Source organism: Bacillus sp. GZB (assembly GCF_001975995.1).
Lineage (GTDB): Bacteria > Bacillota > Bacilli > Bacillales > Bacillaceae > Bacillus > Bacillus velezensis.
This window is the reverse complement of sequence record NZ_MTQG01000010.1, coordinates 803,109-820,340: the sequence shown is the minus strand read 5'-3', so window position 1 is coordinate 820,340 and position 17,232 is coordinate 803,109. Positions and strand designations below refer to the sequence as shown.

19 protein-coding genes are annotated in these 17,232 nt (G+C 47.7%); 1 reads left to right on the top strand and 18 read right to left on the bottom strand.

What is annotated here, in order from left to right; genetic code table 11:
• Window positions 1-79 precede the first annotated feature (79 nt).
• The 11 genes from rncS to BXO87_RS04280 form a co-directional block, all read right to left on the bottom strand.
• Window positions 80-829 carry a ribonuclease III gene (gene rncS / locus BXO87_RS04330; RefSeq protein WP_038457991.1) on the bottom strand — a complete coding sequence of 250 codons (750 nt, stop codon included), beginning with the start codon at window positions 827-829 and terminating at the stop codon, window positions 80-82.
• Between the two features lie 138 nt (window positions 830-967).
• Window positions 968-1,201, bottom strand: coding sequence for an acyl carrier protein (acpP, locus tag BXO87_RS04325; protein ID WP_003154310.1), 234 nt, complete (start codon window positions 1,199-1,201; stop codon window positions 968-970).
• Window positions 1,202-1,285: 84 nt separating this feature from the next.
• Window positions 1,286-2,026, bottom strand: coding sequence for a 3-oxoacyl-[acyl-carrier-protein] reductase (gene fabG, locus BXO87_RS04320; protein WP_038457988.1), 741 nt, complete (start codon window positions 2,024-2,026; stop codon window positions 1,286-1,288).
• Window positions 2,019-2,972: an ACP S-malonyltransferase gene (fabD, locus tag BXO87_RS04315; RefSeq protein WP_003154316.1), complete on the bottom strand. Its 954-nt coding sequence runs from the start codon at window positions 2,970-2,972 to the stop codon at window positions 2,019-2,021. Before fabD ends, fabG begins: the two co-directional genes overlap by 8 nt.
• An 18-nt stretch (window positions 2,973-2,990) precedes the next feature.
• The gene (gene plsX / locus BXO87_RS04310; RefSeq protein ID WP_007409758.1) at window positions 2,991-3,989 is read right to left on the bottom strand and encodes a phosphate acyltransferase PlsX; all 999 of its coding nucleotides are present in this window, start codon (window positions 3,987-3,989) and stop codon (window positions 2,991-2,993) included.
• Window positions 3,990-4,002: 13 nt separating this feature from the next.
• On the bottom strand, window positions 4,003-4,569 hold the full coding sequence (gene fapR, locus BXO87_RS04305) for a transcription factor FapR (protein WP_003154320.1): 567 nt from the start codon (window positions 4,567-4,569) through the stop codon (window positions 4,003-4,005).
• Window positions 4,570-4,675: 106 nt separating this feature from the next.
• Window positions 4,676-6,724, bottom strand: a complete 2,049-nt coding sequence (recG, locus tag BXO87_RS04300) for an ATP-dependent DNA helicase RecG (RefSeq protein WP_038457985.1) — start codon at window positions 6,722-6,724, stop codon at window positions 4,676-4,678.
• On the bottom strand, window positions 6,702-7,604 hold the full coding sequence (gene sdaAA, locus BXO87_RS04295; protein ID WP_003154324.1) for an L-serine ammonia-lyase, iron-sulfur-dependent, subunit alpha: 903 nt from the start codon (window positions 7,602-7,604) through the stop codon (window positions 6,702-6,704). The genes recG and sdaAA overlap by 23 nt, the downstream gene beginning before the upstream one ends.
• A gap of 20 nt (window positions 7,605-7,624) precedes the next feature.
• Entirely contained in the window at window positions 7,625-8,287 is a 663-nt protein-coding gene (gene sdaAB, locus BXO87_RS04290; protein WP_017417764.1) for an L-serine ammonia-lyase, iron-sulfur-dependent subunit beta, read from the bottom strand.
• Between the two features lie 142 nt (window positions 8,288-8,429).
• The gene (locus tag BXO87_RS04285) at window positions 8,430-10,097 is read right to left on the bottom strand and encodes a DAK2 domain-containing protein (protein ID WP_038457982.1); all 1,668 of its coding nucleotides are present in this window, start codon (window positions 10,095-10,097) and stop codon (window positions 8,430-8,432) included.
• Window positions 10,098-10,112: 15 nt separating this feature from the next.
• Entirely contained in the window at window positions 10,113-10,475 is a 363-nt protein-coding gene (locus BXO87_RS04280) for an Asp23/Gls24 family envelope stress response protein (RefSeq protein ID WP_003154327.1), read from the bottom strand.
• Window positions 10,476-10,733: 258 nt separating this feature from the next.
• Here BXO87_RS04280 and rpmB point away from each other — a divergent pair, with 258 nt between their 5' ends.
• On the top strand, window positions 10,734-10,922 hold the full coding sequence (gene rpmB / locus BXO87_RS04275; protein WP_003154328.1) for a 50S ribosomal protein L28: 189 nt from the start codon (window positions 10,734-10,736) through the stop codon (window positions 10,920-10,922).
• Between the two features lie 77 nt (window positions 10,923-10,999).
• On the opposite strand, the gene spoVM is transcribed toward rpmB, so the two are convergent.
• The 7 genes from spoVM to rlmN form a co-directional block, all read right to left on the bottom strand.
• Complete coding sequence (spoVM, locus tag BXO87_RS04270) at window positions 11,000-11,080, bottom strand: stage V sporulation protein SpoVM (RefSeq protein WP_003154329.1); 81 nt, start codon at window positions 11,078-11,080, stop codon at window positions 11,000-11,002.
• An 86-nt stretch (window positions 11,081-11,166) separates the two neighbouring features.
• A complete protein-coding gene (locus tag BXO87_RS04265; RefSeq protein WP_038457980.1) occupies window positions 11,167-11,811 on the bottom strand; it encodes a thiamine diphosphokinase in 645 nt (214 codons plus the stop codon).
• A 68-nt stretch (window positions 11,812-11,879) separates the two neighbouring features.
• On the bottom strand, window positions 11,880-12,530 hold the full coding sequence (gene rpe / locus BXO87_RS04260; RefSeq protein WP_032874864.1) for a ribulose-phosphate 3-epimerase: 651 nt from the start codon (window positions 12,528-12,530) through the stop codon (window positions 11,880-11,882).
• Between the two features lies 1 nt (window position 12,531).
• Window positions 12,532-13,422 carry a ribosome small subunit-dependent GTPase A gene (gene rsgA / locus BXO87_RS04255; RefSeq protein ID WP_007409752.1) on the bottom strand — a complete coding sequence of 297 codons (891 nt, stop codon included), beginning with the start codon at window positions 13,420-13,422 and terminating at the stop codon, window positions 12,532-12,534.
• Between the two features lie 14 nt (window positions 13,423-13,436).
• Window positions 13,437-15,380 (bottom strand): Stk1 family PASTA domain-containing Ser/Thr kinase, encoded by a 1,944-nt coding sequence (gene pknB, locus BXO87_RS04250; RefSeq protein WP_007611349.1) that lies wholly within the window; start codon window positions 15,378-15,380, stop codon window positions 13,437-13,439.
• Window positions 15,374-16,135, bottom strand: a complete 762-nt coding sequence (locus BXO87_RS04245) for a Stp1/IreP family PP2C-type Ser/Thr phosphatase (RefSeq protein WP_038457977.1) — start codon at window positions 16,133-16,135, stop codon at window positions 15,374-15,376. The genes pknB and BXO87_RS04245 overlap by 7 nt, the downstream gene beginning before the upstream one ends.
• 5 nt (window positions 16,136-16,140) lie before the next feature.
• Window positions 16,141-17,232: a dual-specificity RNA methyltransferase RlmN gene (rlmN, locus tag BXO87_RS04240; RefSeq protein ID WP_003154339.1), complete on the bottom strand. Its 1,092-nt coding sequence runs from the start codon at window positions 17,230-17,232 to the stop codon at window positions 16,141-16,143.

Genomic DNA, 17,232 nt, shown 5'->3' with positions numbered 1-17,232 from the left:
AGTATCTCAATATTATCATAATCACCCGCTTATATCAGGCGCAGACATACTGAAATCCCCCTAGGGAAACAGGGGGATTTTATTGTTTCGTATGTTGTTTTTGCATTTTTGCAAGAGCTTCCTGTGCCGCATGCTGCTCGGCTTCTTTTTTGGAACGTCCGTTCCCGATACCGAGCGCCTCACCTTTAATAGAGACAAGCGCCTCGAATTCCCGGTTGTGGGCAGGCCCTTTTTCATTGAGAATTTTGTACTCAAGCGATCCTTTTCCGTCCCGCTGTACAAATTCTTGAAGCTGGCTTTTGAAATCCATCACATGAGAAAAAGCACCATCGTTTATTTTAGGGAACACGTACACTTTCAGGAATTGCTGAACCGGGTCAAGGCCCTGATCCAGATACAATGCGCCGATAAACGCTTCAAACACATCCGCTAAAAGCGCAGGACGCTTTCTGCCGCCCGTCATTTCTTCTCCTTTTCCCAAGAGAACAAGATCGCCGAATGACAATTCATGGGCAAGTGAGACGAGTGACGGCTCGCATACGATAGCGGCTCTCAGCTTCGTCAAATCTCCTTCACTCATGGCCGGATATTTGGCAAATAAGAATTGGGAGATCGTCAGTTCCAAAACAGCGTCACCTAAAAATTCAAGCCTTTCATTGTCTTCATACGGCTTTTTCCGATGCTCATTCACATAAGATGAATGTGTAAATGCTTGATACAAAAGTTTCTCGTTTTGAAAATGAACCGAAATCCGTTCTTGGAACTCTTTAAATTGCTCTATTTTTTTATAGAACTTTTTTTTATCTTTAAAATGTGAGTGTTTTGACATAGTAACCTCCATAGGCACATCAGGTTCACCGCGCTCCCCGCCGTAAACGGAATCGGCAACGCGTACAGCGTCAGACGCCGGTAACCGAACGATTAAAGGGCTAAAGCCCCGCTGTCAGGCGGGACTTTTAGCATCAGCTTATTGCTGGTTTTGTATGTAGTTCACAGCGTCGCCGACTGTTGCAATCTTTTCAGCATCTTCGTCAGAAATCTCCATATCAAACTCGTCTTCAAGTTCCATAACAAGCTCAACTACATCTAGGGAATCAGCACCTAAGTCTTCCTTGAAAGAAGCTTCAAGTTTGACGTCAGCTTCATCAACGCCAAGGCGGTCTACGATGATTTTCGTTACACGCTCTAATGTATCTGCCATAGCAATTCACCTCCCCTCAAGTATTATAGAGGATTCGTTTTTAAAAAACTAGAGAAACTAGGATGAAATTTTAAAAACAAATCTTTACATCACCATTCCGCCGTCAATATGAAGGGTTTGGCCCGTCATATAACGCGATCCTTCAGACGCAAGGAACGTAACAACGCTGCTGATATCGGAAGGATCACCGAAACGCGCGAGCGGAATCTGCTTCAGCATTTCATCTTGGACTTCTTTAGAAAGCTTGTCCGTCATATCTGTAGAAATAAAGCCCGGAGCAATGGCATTAACCGTAATATTGCGGCTCGCAAGCTCTTTGGCTGATGACTTCGTTAAGCCGATTACACCGGCTTTTGCCGCCACATAGTTCGCCTGGCCGGGGTTTCCGCTGACGCCGACAATTGATGATACGTTGATAATCCGGCCGGAGCGCTGTTTCATCATCTGTCTTGTCACGGCTTTCGTGCAGTTGAATACACCTTTCAGGTTAATGTTAATGACATCATCCCATTCATTTTCTTTCATTCTCATCAGAAGATTGTCTTTTGTGATCCCCGCATTGTTCACGAGAATGTCGATTGAAGAAAATGCAGCGACAGCCTCTTTTATCATGTTTTGTACTTCTTCGGAATTTGATACATCGGCTTTTACCGCGATCGCGTTTCGGCCCAAAGATTTGATTTCATCTACGACTTCGTTCGCTTTCGCTTCATTCCCGGAGTAGTTGACTACTACGTTACAGCCGTTTTTCGCAAGATCAAGCGCGATCGCCCGCCCGATTCCGCGGGACGCTCCCGTTACCACTGCTGTTTTTTCATTAAGCATCCTGATTCTCCTCCTTCAGCGTTTGAATCGCCAGTTCGATGGTTTCATGGTCAGAAACCGAGATTGTTTTAAGGCGGCGGTTCACTTTTTTCACAAGGCCTGAAAGCACTTTTCCGGGCCCGATTTCAACAAACGTCGTGACGCCTTCGTCAATCAGTTTGTTAATGGTTTCTTCAAAGCGTACAGGTGAGTACAGCTGTTCGATCAGTTTTTTCTTGATATCGTCTTTTTCTGTCATAACGTCAGCCGAAACGTTTGAAATCACGGGAACAGCCGCATTTTTTAACTCACAGGCGCTGAGCACCTCCTCGAGTTTTTGCGCTGCCGGCTTCATTAATTCAGAATGGAACGGTCCGCTTACTTCTAATGGGATTGCCCGTTTGGCTCCGTTGTTTTTTGCTTCTTCTGAAGCCAACTCCACGCCTTTTGCCGTTCCGGAAATTACGATCTGGCCGGGGCAGTTCAGGTTTGCAAGCTGTACGAGATGACCGTTTTCCGTCACTTGATCCGTCACCTTTTTCAAGGACTCCGCATCCATTCCGAGAATAGCTGCCATGGCGCCTTCTCCGGCCGGCACGGCTTCATTCATGAATTCTCCCCGTTTTCTTACTGTGTAAACGGCATCTTTAAATGTCATCGCTCCCGCCGCAACAAGCGCCGAATATTCTCCGAGGCTGTGGCCGGCGGTGAAATCAGGGGTGATGCCGGATTCTTTAAACTTTTCCAATACGGCGATGCTCGTTGTCAACAGCGCGGGCTGCGCATTGTATGTAAGGGTCAATTCTTCGGCGTCACCTTCAAAAATGAGTGAGCTCAGCTTTGTTTCAAGCGTTTCATCCGCTTCATCAAAAATACGTTTTGACGCTTCTTCGCGTTCGTACAGGTCTTTTCCCATACCGATATATTGTGATCCCTGTCCGGGAAATAAAAATGCAATCTTACTCATGATGCGGTAACCTCCAGACTACTCATCTGTTTTTTCTTCTTTTACTTCTTCTTCTATAAATGCGGCCACGTTTTGGCTGACCATTTCTCTCGCCTGGCGCAGCGCATGGTAAACAGCGCGTGCGTCAGAAGAGCCGTGCGCTTTAACGACGGGCGCTTTCAAACCGAAAAGACTCGCCCCGCCGTACTCAGAATAGTCCATTTTCAATTTCATTTCCATCAGCTTCGGCTTCAGCACTCCCGCTGCGAGCTTAGAAACAAAACTTGAAGTCAGTGTATCTTTCAGCATTTTGAAAATCGATAACGCTGAACCTTCCAATGTTTTCAACGTGACGTTGCCCGTAAAGCCGTCTGTGACGATGACGTCAGCAGCGCCTTCGAGCAAGTCTCTCGCCTCTACGTTTCCGACAAAATTCACGTTTGTTTCTTTTAATAATTCAAACGTCTTTTTTGTCAGGTCGTTTCCCTTCTTTTCTTCCGTGCCGACATTTAACAAGCCGACGCGGGGCGAGCTGATTCCGAGAACCTGCCGGGCATATACAGATCCCATAATTCCGTACTGGACGAGATGCTCCGGTTTGGCATCGACATTGGCTCCCACGTCCAAAAGAAGGAAACCGTCGCCTGAAACGGTCGGAAGCGTCGGCGCAAGCGCAGGCCGGTCGATTCCTTTAATTCTGCCGACGATAAACAGTCCCGCTGTCATGAGTGCGCCCGTATTCCCCGCTGAGATGCAGGCGTCCGCTCTGTTTTCAGCCACTTCCTGCGCCATCAGCACCATAGAAGAGTTTTTCTTTCTGCGTACGGCGCGGACCGGTTCATCCGTCGGTTCAATCACTTCATCGGCGTGCAACACAGTGATGCGGTCTGATGTTGTTGGCAAGTGTGATTCTATCGTTGTCTTGTCACCGACCAGCGTAATATGAAGATCGTCAAATGCCTCAATACTCTTCATTACTCCGTCAATAACAGCTTTGGGTGCGTTGTCGCCTCCCATTGCATCTACAGCTATTCTCATGCATGCTCCACCTTTATGATTGTTTTGAACGGTACATGTCAAAGCTGCCGGAGAACACGACTTCTTCTCCCACATAGCTGTTGACTTCAACTACCGTTCTGCCTTTTTCTTTTTCTACTGCCGTCACTTTGGCTTTCGCAACGACGCGCTCGCCTTCTTTCACCTGTCTTGTAAAGCGGATATTTGCGCTTGCGGTCAGCGCCAGCTCATCATCAATGACGGCTACGGCGAGTGAGTTCGCCTGCGCAAACAAATGATGCCCCCGCGCAATTTGATTGCGGCTGAAGACATGTTCGCGTCTTACTTCTAATATGGAAATGGCCTGGCCGTCAAGCTCCAGATCAATAATTTCACCGATCACTTCGTCTAAAGACAGTGATTTCACTTCATCATCAAGCGTTTGTTCTGCCACGTTTTTAATTCTTTCCCTCAGCTCCGGTATTGAGAGCTCTAAGCGGTCTAAACGGATCGTCTGAATGCTGACGCCGAATTTCCCCGCTAATTCTTCATCTGTGATGAAGGGTGTCGATTTGATCGTCTGCTGCAATAATTTTTGGCGTTCTTTTTTGCTTCTTCTCATCTGTAAACACCATCCGGACAATTAAGACTAGGTACTAATAGTAGTATATAATCTCATAGATTGGAATGCAATGATTGTTTTTTGAAAGCCGCCGAATTTTACAGAATCAGCTTAATTTCTCCCCTTCCAAGACGCCGCTTGAAAGTAATTGACCGCGCAGCATGCGGTATTCGTCATCTTTCCAAAAAGCCTCTGAAGACACCAGATTGGCCGCATCCTGGCGGGCCGTCTCCAAAGCTCTGTAGTCATGAACCATATCCGCCACCTTGAACTCGGGCATACCGCTCTGTTTTTTTCCGAAGAAATCCCCGGGGCCGCGCAGTTCAAGGTCCTTTTCAGACAGCTCGAAGCCGTCGTTTGTCTCCGACATGATTCTCATCCGTTCCTTCCCGGTTTCGGATTTCGGATCTGCCATCAAGATGCAGAAAGATTGGTGGTCTCCCCGCCCGACCCGGCCGCGGAGCTGGTGGAGCTGAGATAATCCGAAACGGTCGGCGTCATAGATGACCATAATCGTCGCATTCGGCACGTTCACCCCGACTTCTACGACGGTTGTTGACACAAGTACCTGACATTGATTGGCGCTGAATTCTCTCATCACCTGATCTTTTTCATCAGAATGGAGCTTCCCGTGCATCAGGCCGACATTCCATTTCCCGCGGTAAACGTCAGAAAGCATGTTATATACGTCAATCGCATTCTGTACATCCAGTTTATCCGACTCTTCAATGAGCGGGCAGATAATATAGGCTTGCCTTCCCTGTTTCAGCTCTTTTTCTATAAAAGCCAAAATCCGCTCCAGCATGTCGTGTTTCACCCAATACGTTTCGATTTGTTTTCGCCCCGCGGGCATTTCATCTATCACGGAAACATCCATTTCTCCGAAGACGGTAATGGCCAACGTTCTCGGAATCGGGGTGGCTGTCATAAACAGCACATCCGGATCCTGGCCTTTATTCTTGAGTTTTTTGCGCTGTTCGACCCCGAACCGGTGCTGCTCGTCCGTAATGACAAGGCTCAGCGCTTTAAATTCCACTTCGTCCTGGATTAAAGCATGGGTCCCTACTAAAATATCAATCTCTCCGAGAGCAAGCCGCTCCAAAAGCTCCCTGCGCCGCTTTCCTTTTACAGAACTCGTCAAAAGCGCGATATTCACATCTTCATTTGCAAACAACGATACGAGAGAATCTGCATGCTGTTCGGCCAGAATTTCAGTCGGCACCATTAATGCCCCCTGATACCCCGACAAAATCGCAGCGTACAAAGCGATGGCGGCGACGGCCGTTTTCCCTGAACCGACATCACCTTGCAGCAGACGGTTCATTCGGTAAGGGGATGTCATCTCAGCGGTAATTTCCCGAAGCACGCGCGTCTGTGCGGTTGTGAGCGAAAACGGCAGGCTGTCTGTGAAAGCGGCGAGCTTTTCAGCAGGAAACACATGGCTGATGCCTTTTGACTGTTCCCTTTCCGCTTTACGGAACGCCTGCATTTTCAGCTGAAATAATAAGAATTCCTCGTAAACAAACCGGCGTCTTGCCTGCTGTAACGATTCCCTCGTTTCAGGCTGATGCATCGTCTGCAGGGCATGTTTGTAATCAGGCAGCTTGTAGCGGATTCTCAATTTTTCAGGAAGCGGATCGGCCGCACTGTCCAAATGATGCTCCAGCGCTTCCTTAATAAACCGTCTCATCATTTTTACGGTGACGTTTTCTTTAACTGAATAAACAGGCTCAATGCTTTTATCTTCTTGATGAGGACCGTTTTTTAATTCCTGCACGGAAACGGTCTGTCTGTGTTTATCCCATTTCCCGGATATCGTGACGACAGAACCTAACGTCAGTTTCTTTTTTAAGTAGGGACGGTTAAAGCAGACCGCGGTAATTAAATAATTGCCGACAAGCACCCTGAATGTCAGCCTGTTTCGTTTTTTGCCGTAATAGGTAAGAGAAGGTTCTGAATGAACCTTCCCTTCTACCGTCACTCTTTCTTCATGTTTTACTTCTTCTAAGTCCCTCAGCTCATAGTCGTCATAACGGTAAGGGAAATAATTCAGAAGATCAGAAATGTCATAGATACCAAGTTCGCGCAATGTTTTTTCTGTTTCCGGCCCAATGCCCTTAATTTCCGCTATACTAGTTTGCTGATGGTGTGTCACTTGATTTCAGCGCTCCTCCGAAAATTTTTTTCTCCAACTCTCTTCCCGTCGGTGTCGCGGCTAAACCGCCTTGTCCCGTTTCACGCAGTGCTGTCGGCATTGTCTGGCCGATTTTGTACATCGCGTCAATCACCTCATCGCAAGGAATGCGGCTTGTAATCCCGGCCAGCGCCATATCCGCCGCGATCATTGCGTTGGATGCTCCCATTGCATTTCGTTTGACACACGGCACTTCTACCAATCCGGCGACCGGGTCACATACGAGACCGAGCATATTTTTCAGTGTAATCGCCATTGCTTCCGCTGATTGCTGAGGCGTTCCGCCCGCCATTTCCACAATCGCAGCCGCTGCCATGCCTGATGCTGACCCGACTTCCGCCTGACAGCCTCCTGCCGCTCCTGAAATACTCGCATTATTTGCTACGACAAAACCGAACGCGCCGGCTGTAAACAGAAAACGGATCATTTGTTCTGTCGTAGGGTTCAGCTTATGCTTTACGGCGAATAACGTTCCCGGCACAACCCCGGCAGAACCGGCGGTCGGTGTAGCGCAGATCGTTCCCATGGCCGCATTGACTTCATTTGTCGCGACAGCTTTAGAAACGGCGTCTAAAATCAGATTGCCCGACAGGCTTCTTCCCGATTGGATGTATGCCTGAAGTTTCACGGCATCTCCGCCTGTTAAACCGGTCTGACTCGTGACGCCCTTCAGCCCCTTTTCAACAGCTGCTTCCATGACGGAGAGATTGCGCTCCATTCCTTGAAAGATTTCTTCCCGCGTTTTTTGCGTTACTTCCATCTCTTGGGTGATCATCACTTCCGAAATCGGAATTTGTTTTTCTTGAGTGATTTCTATTAATTCTTTTACATTACGAAACATGTCATTTTCCTCCTGACTTTTTAGTCAGCTATCTTAGTAACCTGTATAATATTAGGAAGTGTTGAAAGCTCGTCAAGCACTTCTTCTTCAATATTCTGATCGACCTCAATCGTCATCAGCGCAAGCTGGCCGACGTCCTTACGCGCCACTTCCATATGTCCGACGTTGATGGAGAATTTCGCAAGCACATTCGCAACGCCTGCAATCGTGCCGAATTTATCATTGTGAACGACTAAAATAGCCGGATGGTTTCCGGAAAGACGCAGCTCAAAGCCGTTGAGCTCCGTGATTTCTATTTTTCCGCCGCCGATGGAAATACCGGTAAGGGCAAGCTCTCCCTCATCATCAGAAATGACGATACGCGCTGTATTCGGATGAACGGGCACGGCATCCTCTGTACGGAACTCTACATATATGCCCTTCTCTTCCGCAATTTGAATCGCTGTTTTAATCCGTTCATCAAATGTATCAAAATCAAGCAGGCCGCCGATAATCGCGACATCAGTGCCGTGACCCTTATACGTCTCCGCAAATGATCCGTAAAAAGACACAATGATCCGGCGGGGCTCCCGCCTGAATAGGCTTCTGGCCACTCTGCCGATCCGGGCGGCGCCTGCGGTATGTGAACTGGACGGACCGATCATTACCGGGCCGATAATATCAAAAACGCTTCTATACTTCATGCTGGTTTGTTCCTCCTTAACATCACTCTATTCAGCGCTTTTCTTTAGACTAATTGAACATTTCTCAATTGGCAAGCAGGCACACTGCCGCACTGCCGCAGGTAAATAAAGGCATAAGAATAGAAGGGCCTGATAAGCCCTTCTATTCTGCCGCAAATATATATGGATACAGAGGCTGTCTGCCGTTATGGATTTCAACCTCGATATCTTCACAGACGCTTGCAATATACTCAGCAAGTTTCTCAGCTTCTTCTTCCGGCGCGTCCTCTCCGTACAGGATGGTGACGATTTCATCTTCTTCCCCGATCATTTCATCCAGCAGCAATTTCGCCGCACTCATCCGATCTTCGGCGCTGCCGATAATTGAACTGTTTAAAATGCCGATAAAATCACCTTTTTTAATATCTTTGCCGTCAATATGGGTGTCTCTGACTGAATATGTCACCTGTCCGCTTTTCACATTCCGGATGGCCTCAAGCATATTGGCTTCATTTACATCAGCCGGCTGGTCAGGGTTAAACGCAAGCAGGGCGGTCATGCCTTGAGGGACCGTTTTTGCCGGAATGACAATGACATTTTCTTCAGCCACGCTCGCCGCCTGATTGGCAGCCATCACAATATTGGAATTGTTCGGAAGAATGAAAACCGTCTCCGCATTGACAGACTGAACGGCTTCAACAATATCTTCCGTGCTCGGATTCATTGTCTGGCCGCCTTCGATTACGTGTGAAGCGCCGATGCTCGTAAACAATTCAGAAATGCCCTCTCCCATTGCCACAGTCACGATGCCAAAAGGCTTGCGGGCTTCTTTCATAACGCCGGCCGGCTTTTTTTCATCATGTTCTTGGCTGATGATTGAAGTATGCTGTTCCCTCATGTTTTCAATTTTAATTTTAATCAAATCGCCGTAACGCTGTGCGAGATTGAGTACGTTCCCTGGTTCTTCGGCATGAATATGGACCTTCGCCAGCGTATCATCAGCCACGACCAGCAATGAATCGCCGAAACGGCTCAGTTCGTTTCTGAACGTCTCTTCCTTGAACGTCCGTTTATCTTGATCCAGCCTTACCATCACTTCCGTACAAAATCCGAATTCAATATCTTCTGTACTCAGCATGCTCTGCGCGCTTTTATGATGCTCGGCATTCACCATATCATCGAGTGCCGGAAGAACCGCTTTTTTCGGTACGGCCTCTCCTTTTAAAGCAGACAAAAAGCCTTCATATACACAAAGCAGACCTTTTCCGCCGCTGTCAACGACACCAACGTCCTTTAAAACAGGAAGCAGATCCGGCGTGCGGTTCAGCGACGCTTCCGCTTCTTCAATAACGGCCTCCATGAGAGCAATGATATCGGTTTCTTCTTTGGCCGAGGCGACCGCTTTTTTAGCCGCATCCTTGGCCACGGTTAAAATCGTTCCTTCAACCGGTTTCATGACCGCCTTATATGCCATATCCACTCCCGCTTGGAGTGCTGCGGCAAATTCTTGGGCGTCTATTTGGTTTTTGTTTTCAATGCTCTTTGTGAAACCTCTGAACAATTGGGACAAGATCACCCCTGAGTTTCCTCTCGCCCCCATAAGCAGGCCTTTTGACAGGGCGATGCCGACTTTGCCGATGTCGGGTGAGTCAATGTGCTCTACCTCTCTTGCACCGGATGACATCGATAAATTCATATTTGTTCCGGTATCGCCGTCAGGCACGGGAAACACGTTCAGCGCATCCACCGCGGATGCGTTTTGAGACAATGTCTCAGCCCCCGCCAGAATCATTGCCGCAAAAGCTCTCCCATCTAAGTTTCGTCTAGACAATACTCATCCTCCTCACTACGGGTTCGTTACTCGTACGCCTTGGACATAAATATTTACAGAATCAACTGCAAGTCCGATTGTTTGATTTACTGTGTATTTTACCTTCGTCTGAACATTGTGGGCTACTTCGGATATTTTAGTGCCGTAGCTGACAATAATGTACATGTCGATATGTATTTGTTCGGCTTCCTGACGGACATGTACGCCTTTTGCGAAGTTCTCTCTCCGGAGGATTTCAGACAAACCGTCTTTAATCTGGTTTTTTGAGGCCATCCCCACTATTCCGTAACAGTCAATGGCAGCGCCTCCGGCAACCATTGCGATGACTTCGTTGGATATATCAATCTGTCCGTATTTTGTCTTCATTTCAATGGACACACAGGTTCCTCCTTCAGGTGCATAGAGTTATCATTATTCTACTATATGTATCCCATTATGAAAAGAAAAGATACAGACAGCGGCCTTCAGCGCGGAAATGTGATTGGTTTTACATGTCAAGTGATTTTTCTTGAAAGTAAGGGAAACAATAGTTGCAAACGGTTTTTAGCTGTGGTAAATTATTTAAAGTATTGTATAACGAAAGCATCTGAGAAACTATGTTTGAAAAGATGTTTCGCGCAGTTAGGAGGGAAACAAATGGCACGTAAATGTTTTATTACAGGTAAAAAAACAAAAGCCGGAAACAACCGTTCTCACGCAATGAACGCTTCTAAGCGTACTTGGGGCGCCAACCTTCAAAAGGTCCGCATCCTCGTTGACGGCAAACCTAAAAAAGTGTATGTATCTGCCCGGGCTTTAAAATCCGGTAAAGTTGAGCGTGTATAAGCAAAAATGAACGCCTGCCCTTTTATGCGGCAGGCGTTTTTTATGCGTTCAAAGAGGGCAATTTCAGCTTCTTGGGCTTACTCTTTTCTAAATGAGCCCAGCATCGCCCGGACAATTCCTCCTAAAAACTTCGGCAATTTAATGGTATAAAATTTCATTTTGTCCCCTCCTATAAGTCCCGTATCCGCTGCGTTCATCACTTTAGGATTCATGGTTTTTTCCGCATATGGCAGAAGCCGCTTTTCTAATCCGCGCTCCTTACCATTATTAATATGCCTTTTGCAAACGAAAAAGTACCTCGTGAATGAATGAGTTCGTTACTAATACATAGTGTGGAACCCAGAGGAATATGACAATTATCAAGGGGATATTTAAAACCGTCGAGCGTCAGGCCGTCTGCCGCTTCCGTAAACGGAATGAAAGAAATATAGCGTCTGCTTGCTTTTTCTTCAATTGTATAACGGCCGGGCCCGAACATCTGAATGTCATTCTGCCGGTCGATCAGCTCGACATCGGTATTCTTATGTAAGGCTTTATACAGCAGCTGGATGTTCCCTAAAAAGTGATCGGCTCTTCCGCCCGTCACACCGAATATCCGAATGGTTTCCGGTTCTAGTTGTAAAGCCCAGTCAAGGGCGAGTTCAAGATCGGTATAATCTTTTTCCGCCTGATATACATGGAGGGCCGGCGCCGCTTTTTGAATCTGCATGAGCTCCTCTTCCGTAATGCTGTCAAAATCACCGAAAGCTTCCTGCGGAATGATTCCGGCCTCCAAAAGAGCAACCGTCCCTTTATCGACTCCGACCCATGTCGTATCTCCGTCTGTGTATTCGGATAGATCGGGAATAAGCTCCCGCGGGCCGCCCGCAACAATATTGATTGTCTTCATATGTTTTCCTCTCTCTTAGACGCGAAAAGAGCCGGCGGCTTTCACCGGGCTCTTTTTCAGCATGTTTATTACGCGTTTCGGATGTCAGCGATGGCTTTTTTCCGATCCGGCTGATTATATACGGCAGACCCGGCAACAAGCAGATTGGCGCCCGCTTCAGCGCATAAAGGGGCTGTTTCTTTATTAACGCCTCCGTCCACCTCGATTAAAAGCTCAGACAGGCCTTTCTCCTCAGCCAGCTGTTTGACCTGACGGATTTTCGGCAGAACCGAATGAATGAAGCGCTGTCCGCCAAAACCGGGGTTAACCGTCATTAACAGCACAAGGTCAAGCTCCTCGATCACATGTTCAATCATGTGGACGGGCGTATGCGGATTGAGCACAACTCCCGCTTTTACCCCCTGCTCTTTTATCAATTGAATGGTCCGGTGAAGATGCGGACACGCTTCAGCATGAACGGAAAGGATGTCCGCACCGGCTTTTGCGAATGCCGGGATGTAGCGGTCCGGGTTTTCAATCATAAGATGGACATCCAGCGGCAGATCAGTCACCGGACGGACGGCTTCAACGATAAGCGGCCCGATTGTAATGTTAGGGACGAAATGGCCATCCATGACATCAATATGGATATAGTCCGCCCCTCCTTTTTCCACGTCTTTAATTTCCTCGCCCAGTGAAGCAAAATCGGCGGAAAGAATTGATGGCGCAACCTTAATCATATTAATACCTCGGCTTTCTCTCTTTTATTTCCTGCATAAATTCTTTGTAATGCTCATAGCGGTACGGCTGAATCTCTCCTTCTTCCACCGCTTGCTTTACCGCGCATTTCGGCTCCTTAAGATGCAGACAGCCTCTGAATTTGCAAGAGGCGCTTATTTCTCTGATCTCAGGGAACGTGCTGCCCAGCTCTTCTTCCTCAATGCCGGTAAATTCAAGCGAACTGAATCCCGGAGTATCCGCCACCAGACCGCCTGATGTATGAATGAGCTCCACATGGCGCGTCGTATGTTTTCCGCGTCCCAAATGCGCGGAAATCTCGTTTGTTTTCAGCTCAAGCTCCGGGCTGATCGCATTTAAAAGCGAAGATTTTCCGACTCCGGACTGACCGGCAAACACCGTTGTTTTGTTCTCAAAGTGTTTCACAATGCCTGTTAAGCCGCTGTTTTCTTTTGATGACGTCACATATACGTCATAACCGATTGCCTGATAGTCTTTCACGTAAGAAAGTATCGCCTCTTTCGATTCCCCGTCTGCAGCTAAGTCCATTTTGGTTATGCAGATGATCGGGTGAATGCCGTTGGCTTCCACAAGGACGAGAAAACGGTCCAATAAAGACGTGCTGAACGCCGGCTGAACGGCAGAAAAGACGAGAACGGCCTGATCGACATTTGAAATCGGCGGCCTGATCAGCTCGTTTGTTCGTTCTTTGATTTCCAGCAGGTAGCCTTCTTTATCATTTTCAGCCTGATAAACGGCATAATCGCCGACCAGGGGCGTTATTTTATTTTTTCTGAAAATGCCCCGGCCCCTGCATTGAATGATCTTGTCCTGTGATTCATCCAAGACATAATAGAATCCGCTTAACGCTTTTATAATTTTGCCCTCAGGCATAGGGTCCCTCCTTGTCAGTCATTATCTTTCGGGTATTCAATCGTTTTGTAGCTGACGACTTTATGATCGACCATCACTTGATAATACCCCTTCTGTCCCTGATCAATCTTCAGTTCAATTGTTTTTTCAGTCGGCTCTTTTATTTTAAATGAATCATACGTATCAGAGATGCTGTGGTCCTTATCATCGATGGCGATTTGCACTTCAAGCTCGTCCCCTTCATGTTCGGGTTCGTAAGGAATGCTGATTTTTTCTTTTACCGTTTTCGCCGGTTTTTCTTCAGGTCCGAGCGAGAACGTCACTTCAACATTACTTCCCGGCTTAACCGCAGTACCGGCTGACGGCTCTTGTTTCATGACTTGTCCTTCCGGCACGTCATCTGAATGGGCTTGTTTTTCAACAAGCTGCAGGCCGTTATCTTCAAGATACCCTGAAGCCGCTTCTTTGCTGTAAGTCTTTAAGTCCCTCAGCGTAACGTCCGCCGGACCGAGGCTGACCGTTAGATTGACTTCATCGTCGCTTGCGACCATGTCGGTGCCGGCTGACGGGTTCTGATCAATTACGGTGCCGGCCTCGCTGTCATCGTTCTCTTCTTTGACATTGACATGTTTGAAGCCTTTTTCCTTCAGCGCTTTTTTTGCGTCGCCGATCTGCCGCCCTTTCACGTCGATCAGCTGGGTTTTCGGTTTTCCGATGCTTTTGTACAGTTTTACAGAAGAGCCTTCTTTAACGGTAGACCCCGCTTTTGGGTCCGTTTTGACCATTAATTCCTCTTCTATTTTTTCATCTTCAATGTCCGTTATATCAGGATCCGCCCGGAGCCCGTTCTTTTCAAGCAGGGCTTCCGCTTTTTCGTACTTCATGCCCCGTACGTCGGGGACGCTTACATCTTTAGGCATAAATAAAGACGGAAACACGGTGACCGCAAGAACAGCCGCCATAATGAAAATGAAACAGACGGCCAGCAAAACCCACGGCCATTTCCGTTTTTTCTTTTTGGCGGGCTGCTGTTCCTTATCGTCCGTCTCCCCCGGCGTTTCCGCCTGAGGCGCGGCTTTTGCGCCGTCAGTAATAACGGGAATGGCTTTTGTCATTTCCTCATCATCCTGCACGGAAAACTTTTGTTCATTCAGCCTGCCGGCGTCAAAAGCCGTTCTGATGTCCGCTTCCATGTCCTCGGCGCTTTCATAGCGGTGAAACGGGTCTTTAGCGGTTGCCTTTAAAATAATGTTTTCAACGCTCTGCGGAATGGAAGGGTTCCACTTTCTGGCGGAAGGCGTTTCTGTTTGCAGATGCTTTAGCGCTATGCTGACGGCTGATTCTCCGTCAAAAGGAATTTTACCTGTTAAAAGCTCAAACAGCACGATGCCGAGCGCGTAAATATCTGATTTTTTCGTTGCCAGACCGCCTCTCGCCTGCTCCGGAGACAAATAATGAACCGAGCCCAGCACAGAATTCGTATGTGTGATTGTCGTAGACGTAAGCGCTGTGGCGATGCCGAAATCCGTCACCTTGATATGCCCTAAATGATCTATCAATATATTGTGCGGTTTAATATCCCGGTGCACGATATGGTTTTGATGGGCATGGGCGATGGCCGAGACGATCTGCTCCATAATGGACAGCGCTTCTTTCGGATGGAGCGGCCCGTGTGCGTTTATGTATTCCTTTAATGTCATGCCTTCCACATATTCCATGACAATGTAATAAATATCGCCTTCCTCCCCGATATCGTAAATACTGACGATATTCGGATGATCGAGGCTTGATGCCGACTGTGCTTCTCTTCTGAAACGCCTGATAAAATCAATGTCATTCACAAAGTCAAACCGCAGAATTTTAATTGCGACTTCACGTTCGAGAATGATGTCCTCAGCTAAAAAAACGTTTGCCATTCCGCCGCCGCCAATGGGCCGGAGGATATGATAACGCCCGCTGATCCGCTTGCCGGTTAGCACTTGTCTTCACCCTCTTTTGCATCTGCGGAAAACTCAATCAACACAGCCGTGATGTTATCTTCGCCGCCATTTTGATTCGCTTTGCTGATGAGAAGGTCTACTTTTTCCTGAGGATCAGATTCGGCTTGAAGCATTTGTTTGATCTCGTGATCTTCTATTTTATTTGACAGTCCGTCAGAGCATAAAAGCAGCTGATCGCCGTCAGACAGTTCAAAAGAACGGGCGTCGGGACTGATGGTTTCATCTGTCCCCAGCGCTCTCGTCAATACATTTTTCCGCGGATGGTGCTCGGCGTCCTCTTTCGAAATTTCCCCCGTCTTGACCAGCTCATTCACAAGCGAATGGTCCTCAGTCAGCTGAGTGAATTCCCCCTCTTGAAGCAGGTAGCACCGGCTGTCACCGATATGAGCCACAGTGACAAACTTCCCGGTGAATAAGGCGCAAACAACAGTGGTGCCCATTCCCCGGCATTCTTCATTCGCTTTAGCGTGGTCATGTACTTTGAGATTCGCCTCATGAATCCGGTCTTTCAGCCAATCCTCGCAAGCAGACGGCAGAGAAGGAACCGTTTCGGTCCGGTTCCACTGCTCTTCCATCGCCGCAACCGCCATCCTGCTCGCTACATCTCCGGCAAGATGACCGCCCATGCCGTCGGCGACAACCGCAAGCACCGCGTCTTCTTTTGTGAAAATGCCCGCCGCATCTTCATTATGCCGGCGGACTTTACCTGTATCTGTTTTCAAGGCTGTAATCAACCTCTTCACCTCGTCTCGTCTTGACGCTCCTTCGCGCGAAGCTGACCGCAGGCCGCGTCAATGTCATGGCCTTGCTCTCTTCTGATCGTGACATTTACACCGCGGGATTTTAACGTTTTTTCAAATGCGAAAATCTGATCTCTCGGTGTGCGGACGTAATCCCGTTCAGGCACATAGTTTACCGGAATTAAATTGACATGGCATTTCACGTCTTTTAACAGTTCTGCAAGCTCTTCTGCATGTTCGACCTGATCATTTACGCCGCCGAACAGCCCGTATTCAAAGCTGATCCGTCTGCCTGTTTTCTCGATGTAATATTTGACGGCCTCCATAAGGTCAGGAAGCTTATAGGCTTTGTTAATCGGCATCAGACGGCTTCTGATTTCTGTATTCGGAGCATGCAGAGAAATCGCGAAATTGATCTGCATTTTTTGATCGGCGAAATCGTAAATCTTCGGAATGATTCCGCTGGTGGAAACTGTGATATGACGCGCTCCGATGTTCAGCCCTTTATCATGGTTAATGATTTTTAAGAAAGCGAGCATTTCATTGAAATTATCAAACGGCTCTCCGATTCCCATGATGACGACTGAGCTGACGCGTTCATCCGTTTCATCAAGCGCCTTTTGCACTTTCACGACTTGAGCGACGATTTCTCCCGCTTCAAGATTCCGTTTCAGTCCGCCGAGCGTTGACGCGCAAAATGTGCAGCCGATCCGGCAGCCGACCTGTGTCGTTACACATACAGAATTACCATACTCGTGTCTCATTAAAACTGTTTCGATCGTATAACCGTCATGAAGCTCAAATAAAAATTTCATCGTGCCGTCTTGAGATGTCTGTTTTACAGCCGTTTTCAGCGTTGTCAGCACAAAATTGCTCTCGAGTTTTTCACGCAGGCTTTTTGAGAGGTTTGTCATTTCATCAAATGAAGAAACCCGCTTTTCATAGAGCCATTCAAAAATCTGTGCCGCGCGGAACGGCTTTTCGCCATTCTCAGTCAGCCACTGTTTGATTTCATCTAATTCAAAAGAGTAAATGGACGGCTGCTCAGTCCGCAGCTCTTTCCGTACGCTTGTCTTTTTTAATTGTGTCAT

Excerpts from the sequence above, each read along its gene's own strand:
- rlmN (WP_003154339.1), bottom strand. The coding sequence starts at position 17,232 with ATGACACAATTAAAAAAGACAAGCGTACGGAAAGAGCTGCGGACTGAG.
- rsgA (WP_007409752.1), bottom strand. The coding sequence starts at position 13,422 with ATGCCTGAGGGCAAAATTATAAAAGCGTTAAGCGGATTCTATTATGTC.
- rpmB (WP_003154328.1), top strand. The coding sequence starts at position 10,734 with ATGGCACGTAAATGTTTTATTACAGGTAAAAAAACAAAAGCCGGAAAC.
- sdaAB (WP_017417764.1), bottom strand. The coding sequence starts at position 8,287 with ATGAAGTATAGAAGCGTTTTTGATATTATCGGCCCGGTAATGATCGGT.
- fabG (WP_038457988.1), bottom strand. The coding sequence starts at position 2,026 with ATGCTTAATGAAAAAACAGCAGTGGTAACGGGAGCGTCCCGCGGAATC.
- rpe (WP_032874864.1), bottom strand. The coding sequence starts at position 12,530 with ATGATTAAGGTTGCGCCATCAATTCTTTCCGCCGATTTTGCTTCACTG.
- rncS (WP_038457991.1), bottom strand. The coding sequence starts at position 829 with ATGTCAAAACACTCACATTTTAAAGATAAAAAAAAGTTCTATAAAAAA.
- acpP (WP_003154310.1), bottom strand. The coding sequence starts at position 1,201 with ATGGCAGATACATTAGAGCGTGTAACGAAAATCATCGTAGACCGCCTT.
- fapR (WP_003154320.1), bottom strand. The coding sequence starts at position 4,569 with ATGAGAAGAAGCAAAAAAGAACGCCAAAAATTATTGCAGCAGACGATC.
- BXO87_RS04265 (WP_038457980.1), bottom strand. The coding sequence starts at position 11,811 with ATGAAGACAATCAATATTGTTGCGGGCGGCCCGCGGGAGCTTATTCCC.
- spoVM (WP_003154329.1), bottom strand. The coding sequence starts at position 11,080 with ATGAAATTTTATACCATTAAATTGCCGAAGTTTTTAGGAGGAATTGTC.
- sdaAA (WP_003154324.1), bottom strand. The coding sequence starts at position 7,604 with ATGTTTCGTAATGTAAAAGAATTAATAGAAATCACTCAAGAAAAACAA.
- fabD (WP_003154316.1), bottom strand. The coding sequence starts at position 2,972 with ATGAGTAAGATTGCATTTTTATTTCCCGGACAGGGATCACAATATATC.
- plsX (WP_007409758.1), bottom strand. The coding sequence starts at position 3,989 with ATGAGAATAGCTGTAGATGCAATGGGAGGCGACAACGCACCCAAAGCT.